Raw genomic sequence first — 17,299 nt, 5'->3', positions numbered from 1 at the left:
ATGTTAAAAAAGTCGGTTTTGGTTGGCATTTCGCCGGGTACATAAGAGACGTTATGGAGATTCATAGAAAATCAATTAACAGGCAAAATTACAGAGTTTGCTGGAAAAGGTTGCCATTGTAAAAGAATTATTATAAAAATCTCAACCTATTGAGAAATTACGTTTCTTCTATTTTTTCGAACTTATATAATAAAAAAACATATCAATGAATCCAATTTTTATTCTGTGCATTTCCGTTGTCTGTTTTTTGCTGGCGGGTAGATTTTACTCCCGTTTCGTATCAAATACCTTGGGAGTTGATTCCGGAAGAAAAACCCCTGCGGTAGAAATAAATGACGGACGCGATTACGTGCCCACCGCAACCCCTATTGTTTTTGCGCATCATTTCGCAGCCATTGCCGGTGCAGGGCCAATAATAGGCCCTGTTATGGCGCTAATCTACGGATGGGGGCCCGCATGGCTATGGATATTACTCGGCGGGATATTCTTCGGCGCTGTCCATGATTTTTCCGCTCTCTTTATAAGTGTGCGGGAAGGGGGGAAATCTATTGGCGAAATCGCCAGAAAGTCATTTGGCCCGGCTGCGTTTGTTATGATCATTTCCTTCGCCATCGTTATGCTGGTTCTGGTGAATGCAACATTTCTCAACGCATCTGCAACCGCACTGACGTCAATCATTGATAGTGCACATATCGGTCTCAGCAAAGACCAGAAATTCTTTCGGTGGGCAGATGAAGCAGGGGGCAAAGTATTTATAGGCGGAATAGCATCGATGTCGGTTATTATTGTAACTGTTTTTGCGCCGCTGATGGGCTATCTTTACATTAAACGCAACGTTTCTGTCATAAAATGCTCTCTTTTCGCCATTTTTATTTGTATTGTTTCGGTTGCCGCCGGAATCTATATGCCGATAACCATGGAACCAAAACACTGGATGTTTCTCATTTCCCTGTACACCATCGTTGCGGCCGGTGTACCCGTCTGGTTATTTTTACAGTCGAGGGATTTTATTAATGTGCATCTTCTATATATCGGCCTGATATTGCTTTTTCTGGGAATTATCGCATCCGGAATACGGGGTGTTGAAGTAAATTTCCCCGCAAATAATATGAAAGAAGGCGCATCGTATCTCGGTTTCCTGTGGCCCGGACTTTTTATCACTATTGCGTGCGGGGCTATTTCCGGATTCCACGCACTTTGCGCCGGCGGCACCACCGCAAAACAAATCAAATCCGAAGGCGCTGCGCATACGGTGGGCTATTATGGGATGCTTCTGGAATCGTTTCTTGCCCTTTGTGTTATCATTACCGTTATTATGGGACTCGATATGGCCCAGTATAAACAGCTTGTATTTCCCTCTGAAGAATCAGGATTTAAATGTAATCCAATATTAACCTTTGCCCTTGCGCTCGGACGCTCTCTTCACATCGGGCTAGGATTGCCGTTGCCTTTAGGGATACTCTTCGGAATGCTTCTTTTAGAGGGATTTGTCATTACGACTCTTGATACCTCCGTAAGATTAAACCGCTATCTTTTTGAAGAATTATGGAGAACGGTTTTTCAACGCACACCGAAGATTCTTGGGTATTATTGGGTAAATTCGGGGATGGCGGTTGGTTTAATGATTGGGCTTGCATACAAAAATACGGTAAGCAATATATGGTTAATTTTCGGGACGAGCAACCAGCTCCTTGCGGCATTTACCTTAATAATAATTTCATTCTGGCTGTTGTCAAAAAGAAGGAATCTATGGCTCACGGCGATACCCGCAGTATTTATGATTATCACTACGCTGACAATGCTCGTTGGAATGCTTGTTCGCCAGTTTATACCAAAGGGCAATGTGCCGCTTATTATTGCAGATATTGTACTTCTCGGCCTTTCTTTCGGCATTATTTGGGTTGCGGTAAAAACACTACTGAACTACAGGAAAACTATCGTAACAATTTAGTAGGGGCGAAGCATTTGCCCGTTTGGGTATGAACGCATTTATGACAATTTATAGCAAATGCTTCGCCCCCTACGCTATTCGCAATCAGTGAATTAGTCATCTTCCCTATGGCAGTGATTTTTTGTTCCGGCAATGCCATTGCAGGGGCGTCCTCATATCTTTTTTCTGCGACATTTGCCAGGAATGCCGCCTTGCGGCATTGGTTGTTTTTTTTCTTCGACGGCAAAAATCCCCCCCCAAAGGTATTTTCTCTTTTTTTTGGTCATTGTTTTTTTTTGCATATGTTTACTATTGATGCTGATGAGTATTGAATTTTTTTTTAGCAGTGGATAAAAAAATGAAACAAAATGTATTTAATATAATACAAAATTCATAAAGCACATTAAATTAAATTTAGCGATAGTTCGCCCAACCATAACATAGACAAACCAGTGCCAAACAAGTACGAAATATGAAAGAGGAACCACAGATTACACCGCGTACACATATTAAAAAAAATCGTAACAAGTAAGTTTTCAAAAAACCAAAGTGTTGCCAAAATTTCATTTTATGAGAAACCATAGTCCAAATCCGGTAATCACAGCTTCGATAATTCTCATAAATGCCTGAATAGACAATCTCTCTAATATGCTCTTTCCAACGAAGGCGCCAAGGATCATTACCGGACAAATAGAAAGCCCGCAGACCCAGGTAGATGATGAAATCGCGCCAAAACTCTGATAAGAGACAAGCTTTACAACATGTATTGCCGCAGTCCCTAAAGCCTCGGTTCCGATGAACGCACCCTTGATGAGCCCGTATGAAAGATAAAATGGCGCAAGAAATGGACCGGCACTGCCGGAAATTGCAGAAATCAAAGAAAACATAGATCCGATGGGGGCAAACCAATGCGGGCGGAATCCTGTGATCAGACGTCCGCGCCAATGCCGCCAAATGACGGAACAGATTAAAAAGCCACCCAAAATCCTGAGAAGACCAGTATCTGGCAATTTGGTGAAAAGCCAGGCGCCGAGAATGGAAAAAGGAACGGCTCCGACAGCAAACCAAAAAACGACACGAAATTGTATAAATCGCCGGTTAAATCCAACTCGACTCAGGTTGCCAACAAGCTGGGCAACGGCATACATCGGAACAGCATCGCGTACCCCAAATATTGCAACCAAAACAGGAAGTAAAATTATGCCCCCTCCCGTACCGACAATTGCAGCCATAACAGACGCTATGAGCGCAGAAGATAAAATAAGTAGCCATTGTTCCATTATATTGTTATTTCCTGACTCAAGTTAGGCAAGTTAACTTACAAACTGACAGGATGGCAAAAGAGAGAATTGAACTACGAAACCGGGAATTTTTAAATAGAACTGCTGCGTTGGTATGCATTTGCTGCGGAGAAACCGGGGGGGGAGGCGTTATACACGTATATCTACAATTTTGACTGAATCCGGTACATATTTTTTTACATCCTCAATATCCGGCTCTTTTGTTAAAAGCAGGTAATCAGGAGAGCAGGTACTTATTTCTTCGAGTCCGATGACATGATAACCGAAAATTCTAATCTTCATCTCATCATCAACTACAGCGACCAGATCTAATTCTTTATCCTGGATCACTAAATACGCAATTTCCATAAGGTCTGTGACGCCATAGAGTGCAACACGAGTTTGACCGTTAAAAGGTATCTCTTGTATCTTGCTTTCAACATCTTTTCTCACCGCCTTGTAAAAACGAAAATTTCTGTTTAAAAAATTATAGGCAATCTGCGTCTTTTCTGTAATCCCTTTTGAAGTTAAAATATAGCGAATCTTTCTTGGGTTTGTCCCCAAAACTTTTATCAACCCCCTCTTTGTAAGTTTTTTTATCGCAAAATTTATAGAAGCAACGTTAATGCCCAACTGCGTGGATAATTGGCGCTGGGAAATCCGGTCGCTGTCCGACAATTTTTCAAGGATATTATATTGTGTGATTTCTTCGTCGTTTGCCATACATCTTTATTTATTATCTGTCTGATTTTAATCTGAAAAAAGATTATTGGTATTAATTTGAGGCAACACTAATCAATTGATTCAATATCCGCTATGCTAATTTCTGCTGACGTAGATTTTTGCAAAATGTCTATAGAAACCACAACGCGATAATTCGTCTTCCTTTTGACCAGTAGTCCCTCTAAACCAATTAGCGGGCCAGAAACAACCCGAACCTTCGTGCCTTTTTGCAAATATTTGTAAGGATCTATCGCAACATTGCTGTTTATCAATGTCTTTAAATTGTTTATTTCTGCATCCGGAATAGGAGAAGGAATAAAGCCTTCCCCGTCGCCAATAATCCTTACCACTCCCCGTGTGCTTTTTATTTCATATAGATTATCCAGTGTTATATTGACAAACAAATACCCTGGGAAAAGAGGAACATCAATAAATTTTTTTCTGTCCCGTCTGCGGCTGATTGTTTTCACTAGTGGAAGGAAGGAGCTGATATTCTTTTCCCTTAAGAAGGAATCTACTTGCTTTTCATGACGAGATCTTGTGTGAACCGCAAACCAGTAGGCAACGTTTTTTTCCATGTTTTTAAAAAACCTCCCGCAGGTCAATAAACCTGCGGGAGGAGCGGGGCCTCACAATTGGGAGATGTGAGAAATTGTGCAATTTCTACTGTTTAAAAATATAAACGTTAGTTAATTTAAACGATTATTTGTTAAATGTCAATATAAAAAACAAAAATGGTTATTTGTTTATATCGTCCAGAATTTCCTGTGCTATTTCCCGAACGGAGCCATCTTCATCATTAAGCGCCTGCTTAATAATTTCAATAGCCTCCTTGCTCTCTATTTCGCCCAATGCTTCTACGGCGCTTTCGCGAACCCACGGATCTTTGTCGCTGAGAGCAGCTTTGGAAATTGGTTTTATTATAGATGCGTCATCTATATCTATTTCCAGCAATGCATCGATGGCGCTTAATCGTACGTCTACATTTGTATCTTTTTCCAATGCTTTAGCGATAATTTCTATTGCTTTTTTATCTTCAGTTTCTCCCAGGGCTATTATAGCATCTTCTCTTTTTTCGGCATCTTCATTTTCCAATGCGTCTTTGGCAAGCGCTTCAAACTTGGGATCTTTTTTCTTTTTTTTGTCTTTTCGTTTGATTAATTTTTCTGGTGGTTTTTGGCTTGTTGGCGTGTAAATTTCCTTCGATTTATTGGCGCTGACTATTGATATTTTTCCTTCTTTTAATTCGTTGGGATCATAACTGAAGGCGTAATTTTTGTCTTTCAAAATCCTGCGTATCCCTTCTCTGATAGGAACATCCTGATATTCCATAGAGACTTTTGTGTCAATTGAATCTGTCAGCCATATTCTTGCGCCGCTTTGCGCCATAATTTCCTTTAACACCTTTTCCAACGGAGTATCGTCCAGTTTTACGGATAATTTCCCATTTGTAAATTTAATATCAAAGACCTCCGCATCGGCGTTTGTTCCTATGCCGATAAGTTGAGGGAGTGACAGCAGGAAAAAGACTGCAATCGCAGCATACATGGCAATTCGTGAAAAACTAAGCCGAAAAAGAAAGGCAGATGTGGACATTATTTCCCCTTAATAATGCTGATAAGCGTTTTTTTTCCCTTTTCCATAATTTCCGGTGTTTTTCCTTCTATATTCAATCTCAGAAGAGGCTCTGTGTTTGATTTTCTGACATTGAACCACCAATCGTTGTATTCAACGGTTACTCCATCAAGATAGTCTATTTTTGCGTTAGAAAATTTTTTGACAATTTCTTCTAATTTCGCATCCTTTTCTTTTACCTCAAAATTTGTTTCCCCCGAGGAACAATATCTTTTTAGTGGTGCGAGTATGCTGGAAAAAGGAGCCCTCCTTAAACTTAAAAGTTCCAGGATCAAAAAAAATATGATAATCCCCGAGTCGGAATAGTAGTTATCCCTGAAATAATAATGTCCGGAAAGTTCTCCGCCAAATGGTGCATTTTTTTCTCGTAAGGCGGCTTTCATGTATGCGTGGCCTACCCGTTCACGGCAGGGAATTCCACCTGCGGCTTTTATTTCTTCCGGAACAACCTTGCTCGACCGGAGGTCATATACAATCGCAGCGCCTGGTTCCTGTTTAAGAAATTTTTGCGCTACCAGCGCGGTAATAATATCGCATCCTATTACCCTCCCCATTTCGTCTGCAAAAACACACCGGTCTGCATCTCCATCAAAGGCAACCCCCAGGTGTGCCTTTGTCTCTCTTACTTTTTTTTGCAAATCTTCAACATTTTCAGGTTTGAGTGGATTTGCCTCGTGGTTGGGAAAGCTCCCATCAAGTTCAAAATATAACGGAATAATTTCTATTGGAAGCCCTTCACAAACGAAGGGAATGATTTTTCCGGCCATACCATTTCCCGCGTCCACAACAATGCGAAGGGGTCTTAGGTTGTTTGCAAATTTCAACACATGTTTTTTATAATCTTTAAAAACATTATTTAAGATTACCTTTCCAAGCTGGTCAATGCGGGGCGGATGGTATTGTTTTGTTAATTTTGCGATTCTTTCTATTCCTGATTCAAAACTGACCGGCATTGCCTGCTCTCTGCATATTTTAAATCCGTTATATTCCGCGGGATTATGCGACGCCGTTACCATTACGCCGCCATCATACCCGTAATAACCCACGGCAAAATAGGTCATTTCCGTCGGCACAACGCCGATATTTATCACGTTTGTTCCCGTGGAACAAATGCCTTCAATAAGTGCGTTTGCCAATGACCTGGAAGAAGTCCTCATATCTCTGCCAACAACGATGTTTTTTGAACGAGGGTTGTTTTCTTTAAAAAACAAGGCAATGGAAGTCCCTATCTTCCTGGCAGTCAGATCATCAAGTTCTGAAGGATATTTTCCCCGAATATCATAACTTTTGAAAATACCCGCCGATACCACTGTTTCTGATTTTGATTGTTCAGTCTCGTGTTGAGCTTCTACTTTTTCCAGACATACATTACATTTGGGGTAGTTTACCCTTTGCCTGCCTTTACATACAGAATCGTTGATCTCGTAGGGCTCCCCCGGACAACGATGTTTTCCTTTTTGATTTCCCATAAAACTACTCAATTAAAATCTAATACATCAGATAAATAATGTTTTGCCGGTATCAAATGCTTGTTTAAGGATGGCCTGTTTTTTATATACCGCGCCTTTTTCTTCCAGTTCTGAACACAGCATATCACCGGCGTATTCCGCGTCAATTACGTGAAAAAAGGATTTCATTGTTTTTATTGCCCCGGCAAAAAGTCCATCACTCTCCCGGCGCGCGGCAGTGGCAATAAAAAAACCTTTGGCGGTAATCCCATCTTTCCTTACCGGTAGATGTAAAATATATTTACGCGACCAAAATACCTGAAAACGGTCAATAAATGCCTTTAGCTGGGCGCTCACCCCCATAAAATAAATTGGAGATGCCACGATTATGCCACTAGCTTCAACAATGTGGGGATATACTTTTTGCATATCGTCGTTAACGGCACAAATCCCCGTTTGCATGCATCTTCCGCATGAAATACATGGGCTGAAACTCAAATTCCGCAAAATAATCTTTTCTACGCATATGCCATTCGCTTCAATGCCCTTAATAAGATGGTCGAGTATTATATCAGAATTCCCACCGCTGCGAGGACTGCCAAAGACCGCAATAACTTTCACAAAAATACCTCAGTGATATGTGAGGCCAAGCCTCTGATTGATAAGGACAGATTAAAACCACTGATTTCACGGACCACACGTAGTGTTGATTGCTTTGGTAAAATCTGCGCAATCAATGGTTCACGAAATTTCTTCCAAAATTTGATTCATATGTGAAGATAATTCGCATATAGAATTTAGTGCTGTTTGTTTTTGTTCAACGTGTCCTGGAAATATTTTAGTGTCTTTTGCAAACCAATATCCCTGGAAACCCCTGGCTCCCAATGTAAGAGGCTTCTGGCTTTGGATATGTCCGGCTGCCGGACTTTCGGGTCGTCTATGGGAAGCTCCTTAAATACAATCTTGCTTTTGCTGTTAGTAAGGGAGAGTATCATTTCTGCCAGTTGCAGAATCGTTATTTCTTCAGGGTTCCCGATGTTTACCGGATTATTTTCCTCTGAAACGAGCAATCGGTAAATGCCTTCCACAAGGTCCGATATAAAACAAAAACTCCTTGTCTGTGAGCCGTTTCCATATACAGTAATATCTTCACCTCTTATTGCCTGGCACATGAAGTTTGGGAGGGCACGCCCGTCTTTAATGCGCATTTTCGGCCCATAGGTATTAAATATTCTGACTATTTTTGTATCCATCTTGTGATATCGATGGTATGCCATTGTCATTGCTTCCGCAAATCGTTTCGCCTCATCGTATACGCCCCTGGGACCTACAGGATTAACATGTCCCCAATAATCCTCCCTTTGGGGGTGTACCTGGGGGTCGCCATATGTTTCGGAAGTAGAGGCGAGAAGAAATCGCGCCCCTTTTGCCTTTGCCAGCCCCAGACTGTTCAAAGTGCCAAGGGAGCCGACCTTTAGCGTTTGTATAGGATAATTTAAATAATCAAAGGGGCTGGCGGGAGAAGCAAAATGCAATACATTATCGATGCGCCCGTCTACGTATATATAATCGCTTACATTGTGTTTTATAAACCGGAAACGGTTATTTCCAATTAAATGAGAAATATTATCCGGACTGCCTGTCAAAAGATTGTCTATACAGAGAACTTCATGCCCTTTTTCTATAAAATACTCACAAAGATGCGAACCAATAAATCCGGCGCCTCCTGTTATTAGCGTTCTCAATCAATATTCTCCCAAATTCTGCAAATATCATTATTAAATAGTGTTACGTTGGATTTTACCGCTTTTCCATTTATATTCAAGCGTGAAATCTTGTTAAAATAATCTGTAACTTCTCAATAAGTTGAGGTTTTTATAATAATTTCCACCTTATTCCCCATTAATAAAGGGGACTGGGGGGGTTGTTTTCCTCAATTTATTGAGAAGTTAAAACAATTTTGACAAGTCTTCTATGCTCTTTTCTTCCTGATCGATTAATTTATCCATATTTGAAAAATCATTTTGCTTCTCTATTGATTCTTTTAATTTTACGGTGATTTTGTGTCGGCCGCAAACAACAGCGCCAACAACCCTTCCCTCTTTTGTCGTGACCATAACATATTCCTTCGGGGTTTTTCCTTTGAAATAATTTCTTTTCCCCCCTTCTATCCGTAGATTGCCTGTTCCAATAAGATTAAAAAAAAGATCCCCTACTCGCTTGAAATAATTTGACGTTGTCTCATATTTCCTCAGCCCTCCTCCCGCCATGTTGTTGCCGGCAATGTCGCCTTGCGCTATTGCATTGATCCAATTGGTTTGAACAATATGTTTTTCAAAAACAGGATCCATGATTTGCGCCGCATTACCGGCTGAAAAAATAGCATCATCGTCATCGTGGCTTCTCAGATACCTGTCAACCAAAACGCCATTCTCTATTTTCAAACCGCTGTCTTTTAGCCAGTCAACCGCATGGGTTGCGCCTATTGCTATAAAACAAAGATTACTGCCAAATCTTCTCCCGTCCTTTAACAGTACCGATGCTAACTGATTGTTTGTACCGTCAAGCGCCTGAACCTCTGCATCGGCAATGACTTCAACACCCATATTCTTAAATTCATCGCGTATTAATTTACCGCCGTATTCATCAAAAAAGGGGTCGCCTAAACTATTTCTCCTTACGAGAAAAACAACTTGCATTCCAGTTGTCCTGAATTCTTCTGCCATATCCATGCCCAAAAGACCTCCGCCAACCACAACAACCTGTTTTGCGTCCCTGACGGCAACCTTTAATCTTTCCGCCTGAATCAAATCATGCATAGTAAAAACGCCTTCAAGACGGCTCCCCGGAAATTTTGGTTCTATTGGTAAGATTCCCGTAGCAATAAGAAGTTTATCATATCCATAGATATTCCCTTCAGATGTCTCTACCACCCTCTTCTTCTTGTCAAGTTTTGTTGCCCTTGTTCCTAAATGAAGCTGGATTTTTTTTTGCACGTAAAAATCTTTTTTTTTCACCACAATCCCCTCAATGCCTATCTTTCCCACAGAGTATTCCGGAATTCTTGGACGGTAGAACATGGGGGTCTTTTCTTCAGATATTACGATAATTTCCGCATCACTGTCCAGATTACGTATGCGCTCCGCTGCGGTAATACCGGCAGGCCCGCTGCCCACAATTAAATATGTTTTTCCCATAAAAACACCAGTACATTCACGTAAAATAAATGCCGTTATTATGATTATAATTAAACCAAATACATGGTATTATAATAGCTATTTATAATCAAATTATTCTTACATCCTGCACATAAATTACCGACAGGGTTTTTCTTTATACGCTTTTAACGATATGTACGAAATTTTTAAAGAAATTCTTCGCTTAGCAGAAACAAAAGAACCCTGCGTACTGGTTACTGTTGTTTGCACAAAGGGTTCTACCCCGCAAAAAGACGGCGCAAAAATGTTAATCCTCAAGGATGGCAGTAGTATCGGCGCTCTCGGCGGCGGGTGCATAGAAGGGGAAATATGGTCTCAGGCAAAACAACTCCTGAAGGAGAATGGTATGCCTGTGCTCCGCACGTATGATTTGAACGAGGAATTCTCCGCAAGAGACGGCATGGTATGCGGAGGGACTATGTCTTTTTTTATTGATCCCCTGATAACACCACACTCCTTTGAAATATTTGCAAAAGAAATACTCCTTGCCTATGAAGGATACGCCTCTCTTGCCCTTGCAACAGTCGTAAACGATAGAGGAGGGAAACATGTCCCGGGGGCAAAATTTCTTGTTAAAGCAGACGGTACAAAACAGGGAAGCCTGGGTAGTGAAACACTTGAAAGGGAAGCAATCGGGGTTGCCGGAAATATTGCTCTTCACGGGGAGAAAATATTTTTTCAGGCAAGCGACGGAACAGATATATACATAGAAGGGTTTCGGGCGAGGCCAGCACTTATCCTAATCGGGGGAGGGCACGTAAACAGGGCGGTTTCGCGAATCGCCGCTATGCTGGACTTTGACGTCTTTATTGTGGATGACCGAAAGGATTATGTTCAAAAAGAAGTTTTTCCTGCTGCAAAAGTATGTATCATCTCTAACTACAGGAAGTGCCTTGAGAATATTCCGTTAACCAAAGATAGTTATATAGTAGTAGCCACACGCGGGCATCGTTACGATGATCTGGCCTTGTTTGCCGCCACGCAAACGCAAGCCCGTTTCATCGGGCTTTTGGGCAGCAAAAGGAAATCGCTGGAAATATTCAAAAGTCTCTTGAAAGAAGATGCTTCCCTTGAGAAGATCAAAGAAATACACGCCCCTATAGGCTTGAATATCGGAGCCGTTACCCCGGAAGAAATAGCAGTAAGCATTATGGCGGAAATTATAATGATTCGCTATGGCGGCGACGGAGGTTCGTTAAAAATGCAAGCATCAAAAGTGAATGCAAATCCCCTTAATGTTCCGAAAAAATAACGTCAATCGAAACATCCCTCCCCTCAGCGGAAAAGATAATTTTCGTTCCTCCCGGGGAAATACCATATATCGATACACTGGCTTTTCCCAAAGAGTCTGTCGTAATTTCTTCCGGTTTTACCACGGCCACCGCTGGAGAAGTGCTGAATACCTTAATTATTGCACCTGAAATTGGCATACCTTGTTTATCCAGCACTTCAATGAAACCTTTATTTACCGATCCGGAGTGTACGTTCAATTTAAAAGGAGTTGCAAACAAATTTATTTCATCGCGGGGGGCAGGCGTTTGGGCACATGAGTTTAAGAGGAAAAAAGATAATATGCCTAAAACAAAAATTGCTTTTTCATACATATTTTTCTTTGGCATATACACCATGTATACGATAAAACATTTAAAGAATTCCTACGAGATGAACATCAAAGGTCAGGTCTTTCCCTGCCAAAGGATGATTGCCGTCAAGTGTGACGCTATACGCAGAGACCTCCGTTATTGTCGCAATTATCTCCCTGCCATCTTCATTGTTTCGCATTTGTATTTGCTGGCCTACTTTGGGTTCTACGTTGTCGGGGACCTGGCTTCTATCCACCTTTAATACCATTTCATTATAATAAGGGCCGTAAGCCATGCCCTGTGGAATTGTTGCCGTCCTTGATTCGCCGGGATTCATCCCTACTACCATTTGCTCAAAACCAGGAATTAATTGCCCCTCTCCAACAGTAAATTCCAATGGTTCACGGTTAACGGAAGAATCAAAGATCGTGCCGTCTCTTAATTTGCCCGTATAGTGAACATGAATGGTATCGCCCGGTTTTACTTGTGCCATTTTTTTCTCCTTTCGTTTCATACTTAAGGGTAAAAGTAAAATAGTTTAAAATATATCACCAACCATTACCTTCACCATTTGCAAAGTCGAAAAATGACAGGTTTTACATGGCAGGAATAAAAAATATCCGGCAGTGCTATTCCACGTAATTTGAATGCATGATAAGCCGATGATTTAGTCTGTATAATCAGGTCTTTTCCTGGTAACAATGCGGAAGAGATTTCCAGAGAAATGTACTTCATTTTCCCCATTAACAAAAAAATAACATTTCTCTGGATTCATATCAAGAAGTAAATAGATTGCAGCGCATAAGTGGCATTACAGGCAAAAATGAAATAAATTAAAAACGAGGTTTGGCGTTTGGAGGGGAGCATTTGAATTTGTAATTTTGAAATTGTTTCGGATTTTGGAGGAATATAGGGGGCACTTCCCTTATTTTCCCAACAAGATCAAGCAGGCAATATGGGAAATGTCCCATAATTATCTCAGATTCGGCCCTACAATGGAATGGGATACGGCAGCGGGACAGGCAATTGTTGAACAGAGCAATGGGAAAATAACAGATATAGAAACCAATTCGTCTCTAAAATATAATAAACAAAACATGGTCAATCAGTTTTTTGTAGGAACGGGGGAAAATATTATCATTCCTTCTATTACATAATAACTGCGGTGATGGTGTAAGGTAACAAAATCCTGAATCCCCTACTTTTCAGATAGCGGTGTATGGTATTCTGTGCGCCGATACAAATCTATTTCTCCGGGAAATGTTTTGAGTAGTCTCAATTCATCATGATGCGCAGGGTTTTTCAGTTCAGGAATTTTTATACCGCCAATTGGCGATTTTTCCCGTGTTACAATGAGATATTGAGCGCCGTAAGCATCCATTTGTTCAATTAATTTCTTATATTTTGTAGTGTCTGGAATAGCTATCGCATCTCCTCCTGCAAAGAAAGCAGGCGCGCTGTCATCTGCTACAATTTTTATACTTTGCCCTCCTTTTAAATCTTTTTTAATATAGTCGCCAACGTCGCGATAGCGGAAATGTCTCCAATTTTCCCCCCGGCCAATATGCCTCGTCATTTTTATCATTGGCAACAGGAGTATAAAAATAATGATTATTATTTTCAATGTGGGCGATTTAAAGCGAAAAAATGGAATTCTTTCCTGAATCCATTCGCTTATCCCCAGCAGTCCAATTGCCATTAAAATGGAAAAAACAGGAAGATAGGGAATAAGCAACCGGTCTGTACCCGCCCGGAACGAAAGAGTAAGCAAGGGAAAGAGCCCTGCCCATATACCATGAAATACATTTTGTTTTGTAATTCCAGGCCCCCGCCTTATACCGGAAAATAACAGAACAAATCCAAATCCAAAAAACAGTATTTCTGCCAAAGGTGTCAGGTATGTGATAGTATTACACACATAACGTTTTATTAATTCGGGAGCGTTTAGCCTGACATAGCGTCCCGGATTGAAATCCGCAGGATGGGTAACAGACGGCCACAAAGGATCAAATGGCCGCGGGGCCCAATCGGGATCAAATGATTTTGGAGGCCTTTTATCCAGCGTGCTTTGGTACCAGATCAGGTTCACACTGTTCCCTCCCAGATTGAAACGACCTGTAGCTGTCTTCAACATATTCCAGTAAGGAAAACAGGCAACAGTTAACGCAATGACTGCGGCAATAACGCACAGGGAACACTTTAAGCGTTCTTTCCATTTGAATACGATCAGGAAAATAATTCCCGCAGGCAGAAGAAGAAGGCTTTCACTTCTGCAGAAATACGCGACAGCACAAAAGAGTCCAAAAAACACACTGGAAACTACCGATTTAAAGGTTGTTTGCCGGTAGGCGGCAAACAGAAAACCTAACGCAATAATGGAAAATAAAGCGTTCGAGGTTTCTGATAAGGCCTCAGAGCCTGCATGAGCAAAAAATGGATTTACGGCAAGCAGCACTGTGCTGTAAAGCGCATAACGAGCGGGTAAAAATTGTTTTGCCGCCCAAAATACTGCGGGAATTGAAAGGGCTCCGCAGAATAGCGAGACAACGTGCCCTGTCAGCTCAAGATCACGGAAAAGGAATAAAAATCCTGCAATAAGATAAGGATATCCGGGCTGCCGGTATACCTCAACCTGCCCGACACGCGAAAACCCTTCTCCCCGGAAAATATTCCGCGCAAGGGTAAGATAGTCAAAGCTGTCCCCGGATAAATGGTAATTGCCAACCGTAAGAAGTGTTGAAAAAAGACAATAAAATCCGGTAATAGCTAATACAATTCCCCATCCAGAGGTTTTATAACGTTCATTCTCTCCGTTGAGAACAACTTCTGTGTATGCCATTTTCATTGTTATCGCAAAATAAAATTTCGCAAAACACAATCCTGAACTATGTATTCTTTTAGAGAGGCGTATCCGGGCAAGGGTTCCAATGCCGGTATTTCCATAGCGCTTTCAATGCGGGCAATCCGTCAAACATGGTAAGTTTCTTATTTTCATACCGTGCATGATAACTGATGGGAACTTCATATATTGTGTATCCTCCACGCAGCAATTTAGCCGTTATTTCCGCCTCCACATCAAAGCGGCGGCATTCGAGATCCAGGCTTACGGCAATTTCACGCCTCATCATCTTGTAGCATGTTTCCATGTCCTTCAAATGCTGTCCGTATATAAAGTTCGTCACAAAGGTTAAAAATCTGTTGCCTGTGCGCATAATCAGTTTCTGTGTTTTGAGCAAACGTACACCGTATACAACATCGGCCTTTTTCTCATTGATTGGCGCAATCATTTGAAGAAAATCATTCGGGTTGTATTCCAGGTCTGCGTCCTGTATGACGACAACATCGCCGCATGCGATATTCAGGCCTGTACGGATAGCAGCTCCTTTACCATGATTCACAGGATGATGAATTATTTTAATATCGCGGGAAGACAGCTTTTTTACAATTTCAAACGTACCGTCTGATGATGCGTCATTCACCAGTATTATTTCTTTATCAATAGGAATTGCTTTAACGCGCTCAATTACTTCAGAGACCGTTTGCTCTTCGTTGAAGACGGGCATTATTATGGAAAGTTTCATTTTGTTCTGGCAAAGTTTTTTGTCTCATAAAAACAGCTCTGGCACAGGAACCTATCTTAATTTCTTAAAAAAGTCAACACATATCACAAAAAAGGACACGGCAACGTCAAAGTCACCCTACGAAAGACGTGGATCAAGAATTTGCGCCAAAAGCTCCCGTCAATAAGTGGAGAAGAAAGCAAAAAACGATAGAGTTCTCATGTAAATAGGCAAGAATGGGCAAGAATGAGCAAAACAAACAAAATGTAACGGGAATATCCCTGTAGTAACGAAAGAGAGAGAGAGAGAGAGAGAGAGAGTAAAAAAAATAAAGGCTTTTTTGTTCTCTACATTACCAGCGAAGCATCTGAAGTGAAAGAAAAGGTCTTGCCGCAAAATTTCTGAGCGTCTTTGCAATATTTGTTACCTGGAGAAAATGAAAAAGCCCAACCACCAGATTCCTCAAAGAAGCCATTGCCCTAGGGGCATTTTTCGTGCGTATTTGAGAATGATCTTCACGGAAAGCGGTATCACGCACAGAATGAAGTCCATTTACTTCGATAAACTCAGTACAAGTTCTATTGACCAGTGTCCGCGGAAAAACTTAAGAATGGTTTTGAGACTTGCCTTTTGTTGTGTCAGGCTGGTAATACTGTAAACAATTTCCTCGGTTTTTTTGCCGGTCTTGACTTCTGTAAATATTCTATGAATGCAAAATACCTGCTTAACGTAGGGGAAATCAAGATATTCGTTTAATTCGGTGCTGGTACAAATCCTGCGGATTTCTATGCGGACGTGGCCTTTTTCAATTGTTTCGTGCTGAGGGGGGGAAAAGAACTGAGATTCAGTTCCTGAATGGCTTGTTTCATGGTTTTTTGATTATCTTTCACCGTGAATATATATTCTGCTTTTTTGTCTTCTACCAGATAACGGGCGGTTTCCTTTTGCGCATGTAAGGCATCGCAGGGAAAGCCATGCAAATGTCACTCAAATACCACTCAAAAAAGCCTGAAAAATAAGGGTTGAGAACAGCATAAAATATGTTATCCTTACGAATCATTGTAGTTTTGTGTTTTCATTAACACTTTATTCAATAAGGAGATAGCCATTACTCAGCCATTCTCAACCTCGCTTATTTTCAAGATGCTCTTACGGCGTAATTCCAGAATGGTTATAGAAAAATTGTAACACTTTAGTTTTTTGAAAAGGTATGGGCGAAACATTTGCCGGTTTGAGAAATGTACCGCCAGCATCCTTGATGGCGGGTAGTCAGGAGCAGGGATGCTCCTGATACTAAGCACGCATCTATACTGGATTATGGCAATGTTTTGTCCCTTACATTAATGAGGCACATCGTTATTGTCGGACTTTTTCAAAAAGCTAAAGTGTTACGAAAAATTAATCCCCACGTATCTGTGGATACTTATTATATGCTGAGGTCATTTCAGTGCAAGTTTGATTGCTCAACATCTGAAAAGACATAAGGCAAATGTCACAAGGGCTATGAAAAAAAATCTTCATTTGCATACTTTTTGGCAAACACTTATAAAAAAAGATTGAGCAGCGTTAGGCAACTCAATTGAAAGGAGAAAATTGTGAAAAGTGCTATATGGATATCATATGATTTTGGTGTACGTGGAGATTACGAAGGATTTTACACGTGGCTGGATGAGCACGATGCTGTAGAGTGTGGTGATAGTTTGGCATACCTTAAATACGAATTTTCGGACGATCTCATCGAGGCTCTCAAAGGAGACATCAAGGAGTCAATTGATATAACAAAAAAGACCAGAATATACGTGATTTGGAGCGATAATAAGACTAAAAAGATGAAAGGTCGCTTTATTTTTGGAACAAGAAAATCGCCCCCCTGGAGTGGATACGCTGTCAGTGAGTCAGAATTTGAAGATGAAGAAATTTGA

General features: G+C 41.0%; 17 protein-coding genes. 4 read left to right on the top strand and 13 right to left on the bottom strand.

Features of this window, described 5'->3' with window-relative positions; genetic code table 11:
- Positions 1-205 precede the first annotated feature (205 nt).
- Entirely contained in the window at positions 206-1,951 is a 1,746-nt protein-coding gene (locus ABJL82_RS05885) for a carbon starvation CstA family protein (RefSeq protein ID WP_347273796.1), read from the top strand.
- Here ABJL82_RS05885 and ABJL82_RS05880 read toward each other — a convergent pair.
- The 9 genes from ABJL82_RS05880 to ABJL82_RS05840 form a co-directional block, all read right to left on the bottom strand.
- Positions 1,935-2,177 (bottom strand): hypothetical protein, encoded by a 243-nt coding sequence (locus tag ABJL82_RS05880; RefSeq protein WP_347273795.1) that lies wholly within the window; start codon positions 2,175-2,177, stop codon positions 1,935-1,937. The genes ABJL82_RS05885 and ABJL82_RS05880 overlap by 17 nt on opposite strands.
- Positions 2,178-2,493: 316 nt before the next feature.
- The gene (locus ABJL82_RS05875) at positions 2,494-3,210 is read right to left on the bottom strand and encodes a sulfite exporter TauE/SafE family protein (protein ID WP_347273794.1); all 717 of its coding nucleotides are present in this window, start codon (positions 3,208-3,210) and stop codon (positions 2,494-2,496) included.
- Between the two features lie 150 nt (positions 3,211-3,360).
- Positions 3,361-3,933: a winged helix-turn-helix transcriptional regulator gene (locus ABJL82_RS05870; protein ID WP_347273793.1), complete on the bottom strand. Its 573-nt coding sequence runs from the start codon at positions 3,931-3,933 to the stop codon at positions 3,361-3,363.
- A 68-nt stretch (positions 3,934-4,001) separates the two neighbouring features.
- The gene (locus ABJL82_RS05865) at positions 4,002-4,511 is read right to left on the bottom strand and encodes a UpxY family transcription antiterminator (protein WP_347273792.1); all 510 of its coding nucleotides are present in this window, start codon (positions 4,509-4,511) and stop codon (positions 4,002-4,004) included.
- 160 nt (positions 4,512-4,671) lie between these two features.
- Complete coding sequence (locus ABJL82_RS05860; protein ID WP_347273791.1) at positions 4,672-5,529, bottom strand: HEAT repeat domain-containing protein; 858 nt, start codon at positions 5,527-5,529, stop codon at positions 4,672-4,674.
- Positions 5,529-7,037: a phosphomannomutase/phosphoglucomutase gene (locus ABJL82_RS05855; protein ID WP_347273790.1), complete on the bottom strand. Its 1,509-nt coding sequence runs from the start codon at positions 7,035-7,037 to the stop codon at positions 5,529-5,531. Before ABJL82_RS05855 ends, ABJL82_RS05860 begins: the two co-directional genes overlap by 1 nt.
- Before the next feature lie 27 nt (positions 7,038-7,064).
- The gene (locus ABJL82_RS05850) at positions 7,065-7,637 is read right to left on the bottom strand and encodes a flavodoxin family protein (RefSeq protein WP_347273789.1); all 573 of its coding nucleotides are present in this window, start codon (positions 7,635-7,637) and stop codon (positions 7,065-7,067) included.
- A 176-nt stretch (positions 7,638-7,813) separates the two neighbouring features.
- Positions 7,814-8,761: a UDP-glucuronic acid decarboxylase family protein gene (locus ABJL82_RS05845; RefSeq protein WP_347273788.1), complete on the bottom strand. Its 948-nt coding sequence runs from the start codon at positions 8,759-8,761 to the stop codon at positions 7,814-7,816.
- Positions 8,762-8,965: 204 nt separating this feature from the next.
- Positions 8,966-10,213 carry an FAD-dependent oxidoreductase gene (locus ABJL82_RS05840; RefSeq protein WP_347273787.1) on the bottom strand — a complete coding sequence of 416 codons (1,248 nt, stop codon included), beginning with the start codon at positions 10,211-10,213 and terminating at the stop codon, positions 8,966-8,968.
- A 154-nt stretch (positions 10,214-10,367) separates the two neighbouring features.
- Between ABJL82_RS05840 and ABJL82_RS05835 the strand changes: the two genes are divergently transcribed.
- Positions 10,368-11,486 (top strand): XdhC/CoxI family protein, encoded by a 1,119-nt coding sequence (locus ABJL82_RS05835; RefSeq protein ID WP_347273786.1) that lies wholly within the window; start codon positions 10,368-10,370, stop codon positions 11,484-11,486.
- Here ABJL82_RS05835 and ABJL82_RS05830 read toward each other — a convergent pair.
- Positions 11,467-11,853 carry an Ig-like domain-containing protein gene (locus ABJL82_RS05830; RefSeq protein ID WP_347273785.1) on the bottom strand — a complete coding sequence of 129 codons (387 nt, stop codon included), beginning with the start codon at positions 11,851-11,853 and terminating at the stop codon, positions 11,467-11,469. The genes ABJL82_RS05835 and ABJL82_RS05830 overlap by 20 nt on opposite strands.
- A gap of 25 nt (positions 11,854-11,878) precedes the next feature.
- Entirely contained in the window at positions 11,879-12,310 is a 432-nt protein-coding gene (locus tag ABJL82_RS05825) for a peptidylprolyl isomerase (RefSeq protein WP_347273784.1), read from the bottom strand.
- Between the two features lie 469 nt (positions 12,311-12,779).
- On the opposite strand from ABJL82_RS05825, the gene ABJL82_RS05820 reads away from it, so the two are divergent.
- Entirely contained in the window at positions 12,780-12,974 is a 195-nt protein-coding gene (locus ABJL82_RS05820) for an inositol monophosphatase family protein (RefSeq protein WP_347273783.1), read from the top strand.
- A gap of 41 nt (positions 12,975-13,015) precedes the next feature.
- Here ABJL82_RS05820 and ABJL82_RS05815 read toward each other — a convergent pair whose 3' ends face one another.
- Positions 13,016-14,656: a glycosyltransferase family 39 protein gene (locus tag ABJL82_RS05815; RefSeq protein ID WP_347273782.1), complete on the bottom strand. Its 1,641-nt coding sequence runs from the start codon at positions 14,654-14,656 to the stop codon at positions 13,016-13,018.
- Between the two features lie 58 nt (positions 14,657-14,714).
- Complete coding sequence (locus tag ABJL82_RS05810; protein ID WP_347273781.1) at positions 14,715-15,398, bottom strand: glycosyltransferase family 2 protein; 684 nt, start codon at positions 15,396-15,398, stop codon at positions 14,715-14,717.
- Positions 15,399-16,972: 1,574 nt separating this feature from the next.
- On the opposite strand from ABJL82_RS05810, the gene ABJL82_RS05805 reads away from it, so the two are divergent.
- Positions 16,973-17,299 (top strand): hypothetical protein, encoded by a 327-nt coding sequence (locus ABJL82_RS05805; RefSeq protein ID WP_347273780.1) that lies wholly within the window; start codon positions 16,973-16,975, stop codon positions 17,297-17,299.

The organism is Candidatus Kuenenia sp., from assembly GCF_039794105.1.
Taxonomy (GTDB): Bacteria; Planctomycetota; Brocadiia; order Brocadiales; family Brocadiaceae; genus Kuenenia.
This window is presented reverse-complemented; position numbering and strand designations above follow the sequence as displayed.

What these genes read in the sequence shown, in the direction of transcription:
- ABJL82_RS05885 (WP_347273796.1), top strand. Translation starts at nt 206, where the DNA reads ATGAATCCAATTTTTATTCTGTGCATTTCCGTTGTCTGTTTTTTGCTG.
- ABJL82_RS05875 (WP_347273794.1), bottom strand. Translation starts at nt 3,210, where the DNA reads ATGGAACAATGGCTACTTATTTTATCTTCTGCGCTCATAGCGTCTGTT.
- ABJL82_RS05870 (WP_347273793.1), bottom strand. Translation starts at nt 3,933, where the DNA reads ATGGCAAACGACGAAGAAATCACACAATATAATATCCTTGAAAAATTG.
- ABJL82_RS05865 (WP_347273792.1), bottom strand. Translation starts at nt 4,511, where the DNA reads ATGGAAAAAAACGTTGCCTACTGGTTTGCGGTTCACACAAGATCTCGT.
- ABJL82_RS05860 (WP_347273791.1), bottom strand. Translation starts at nt 5,529, where the DNA reads ATGTCCACATCTGCCTTTCTTTTTCGGCTTAGTTTTTCACGAATTGCC.
- ABJL82_RS05855 (WP_347273790.1), bottom strand. Translation starts at nt 7,037, where the DNA reads ATGGGAAATCAAAAAGGAAAACATCGTTGTCCGGGGGAGCCCTACGAG.
- ABJL82_RS05840 (WP_347273787.1), bottom strand. Translation starts at nt 10,213, where the DNA reads ATGGGAAAAACATATTTAATTGTGGGCAGCGGGCCTGCCGGTATTACC.
- ABJL82_RS05835 (WP_347273786.1), top strand. Translation starts at nt 10,368, where the DNA reads ATGTACGAAATTTTTAAAGAAATTCTTCGCTTAGCAGAAACAAAAGAA.
- ABJL82_RS05830 (WP_347273785.1), bottom strand. Translation starts at nt 11,853, where the DNA reads ATGCCAAAGAAAAATATGTATGAAAAAGCAATTTTTGTTTTAGGCATA.
- ABJL82_RS05825 (WP_347273784.1), bottom strand. Translation starts at nt 12,310, where the DNA reads ATGGCACAAGTAAAACCGGGCGATACCATTCATGTTCACTATACGGGC.
- ABJL82_RS05820 (WP_347273783.1), top strand. Translation starts at nt 12,780, where the DNA reads ATGTCCCATAATTATCTCAGATTCGGCCCTACAATGGAATGGGATACG.
- ABJL82_RS05815 (WP_347273782.1), bottom strand. Translation starts at nt 14,656, where the DNA reads ATGGCATACACAGAAGTTGTTCTCAACGGAGAGAATGAACGTTATAAA.
- ABJL82_RS05810 (WP_347273781.1), bottom strand. Translation starts at nt 15,398, where the DNA reads ATGAAACTTTCCATAATAATGCCCGTCTTCAACGAAGAGCAAACGGTC.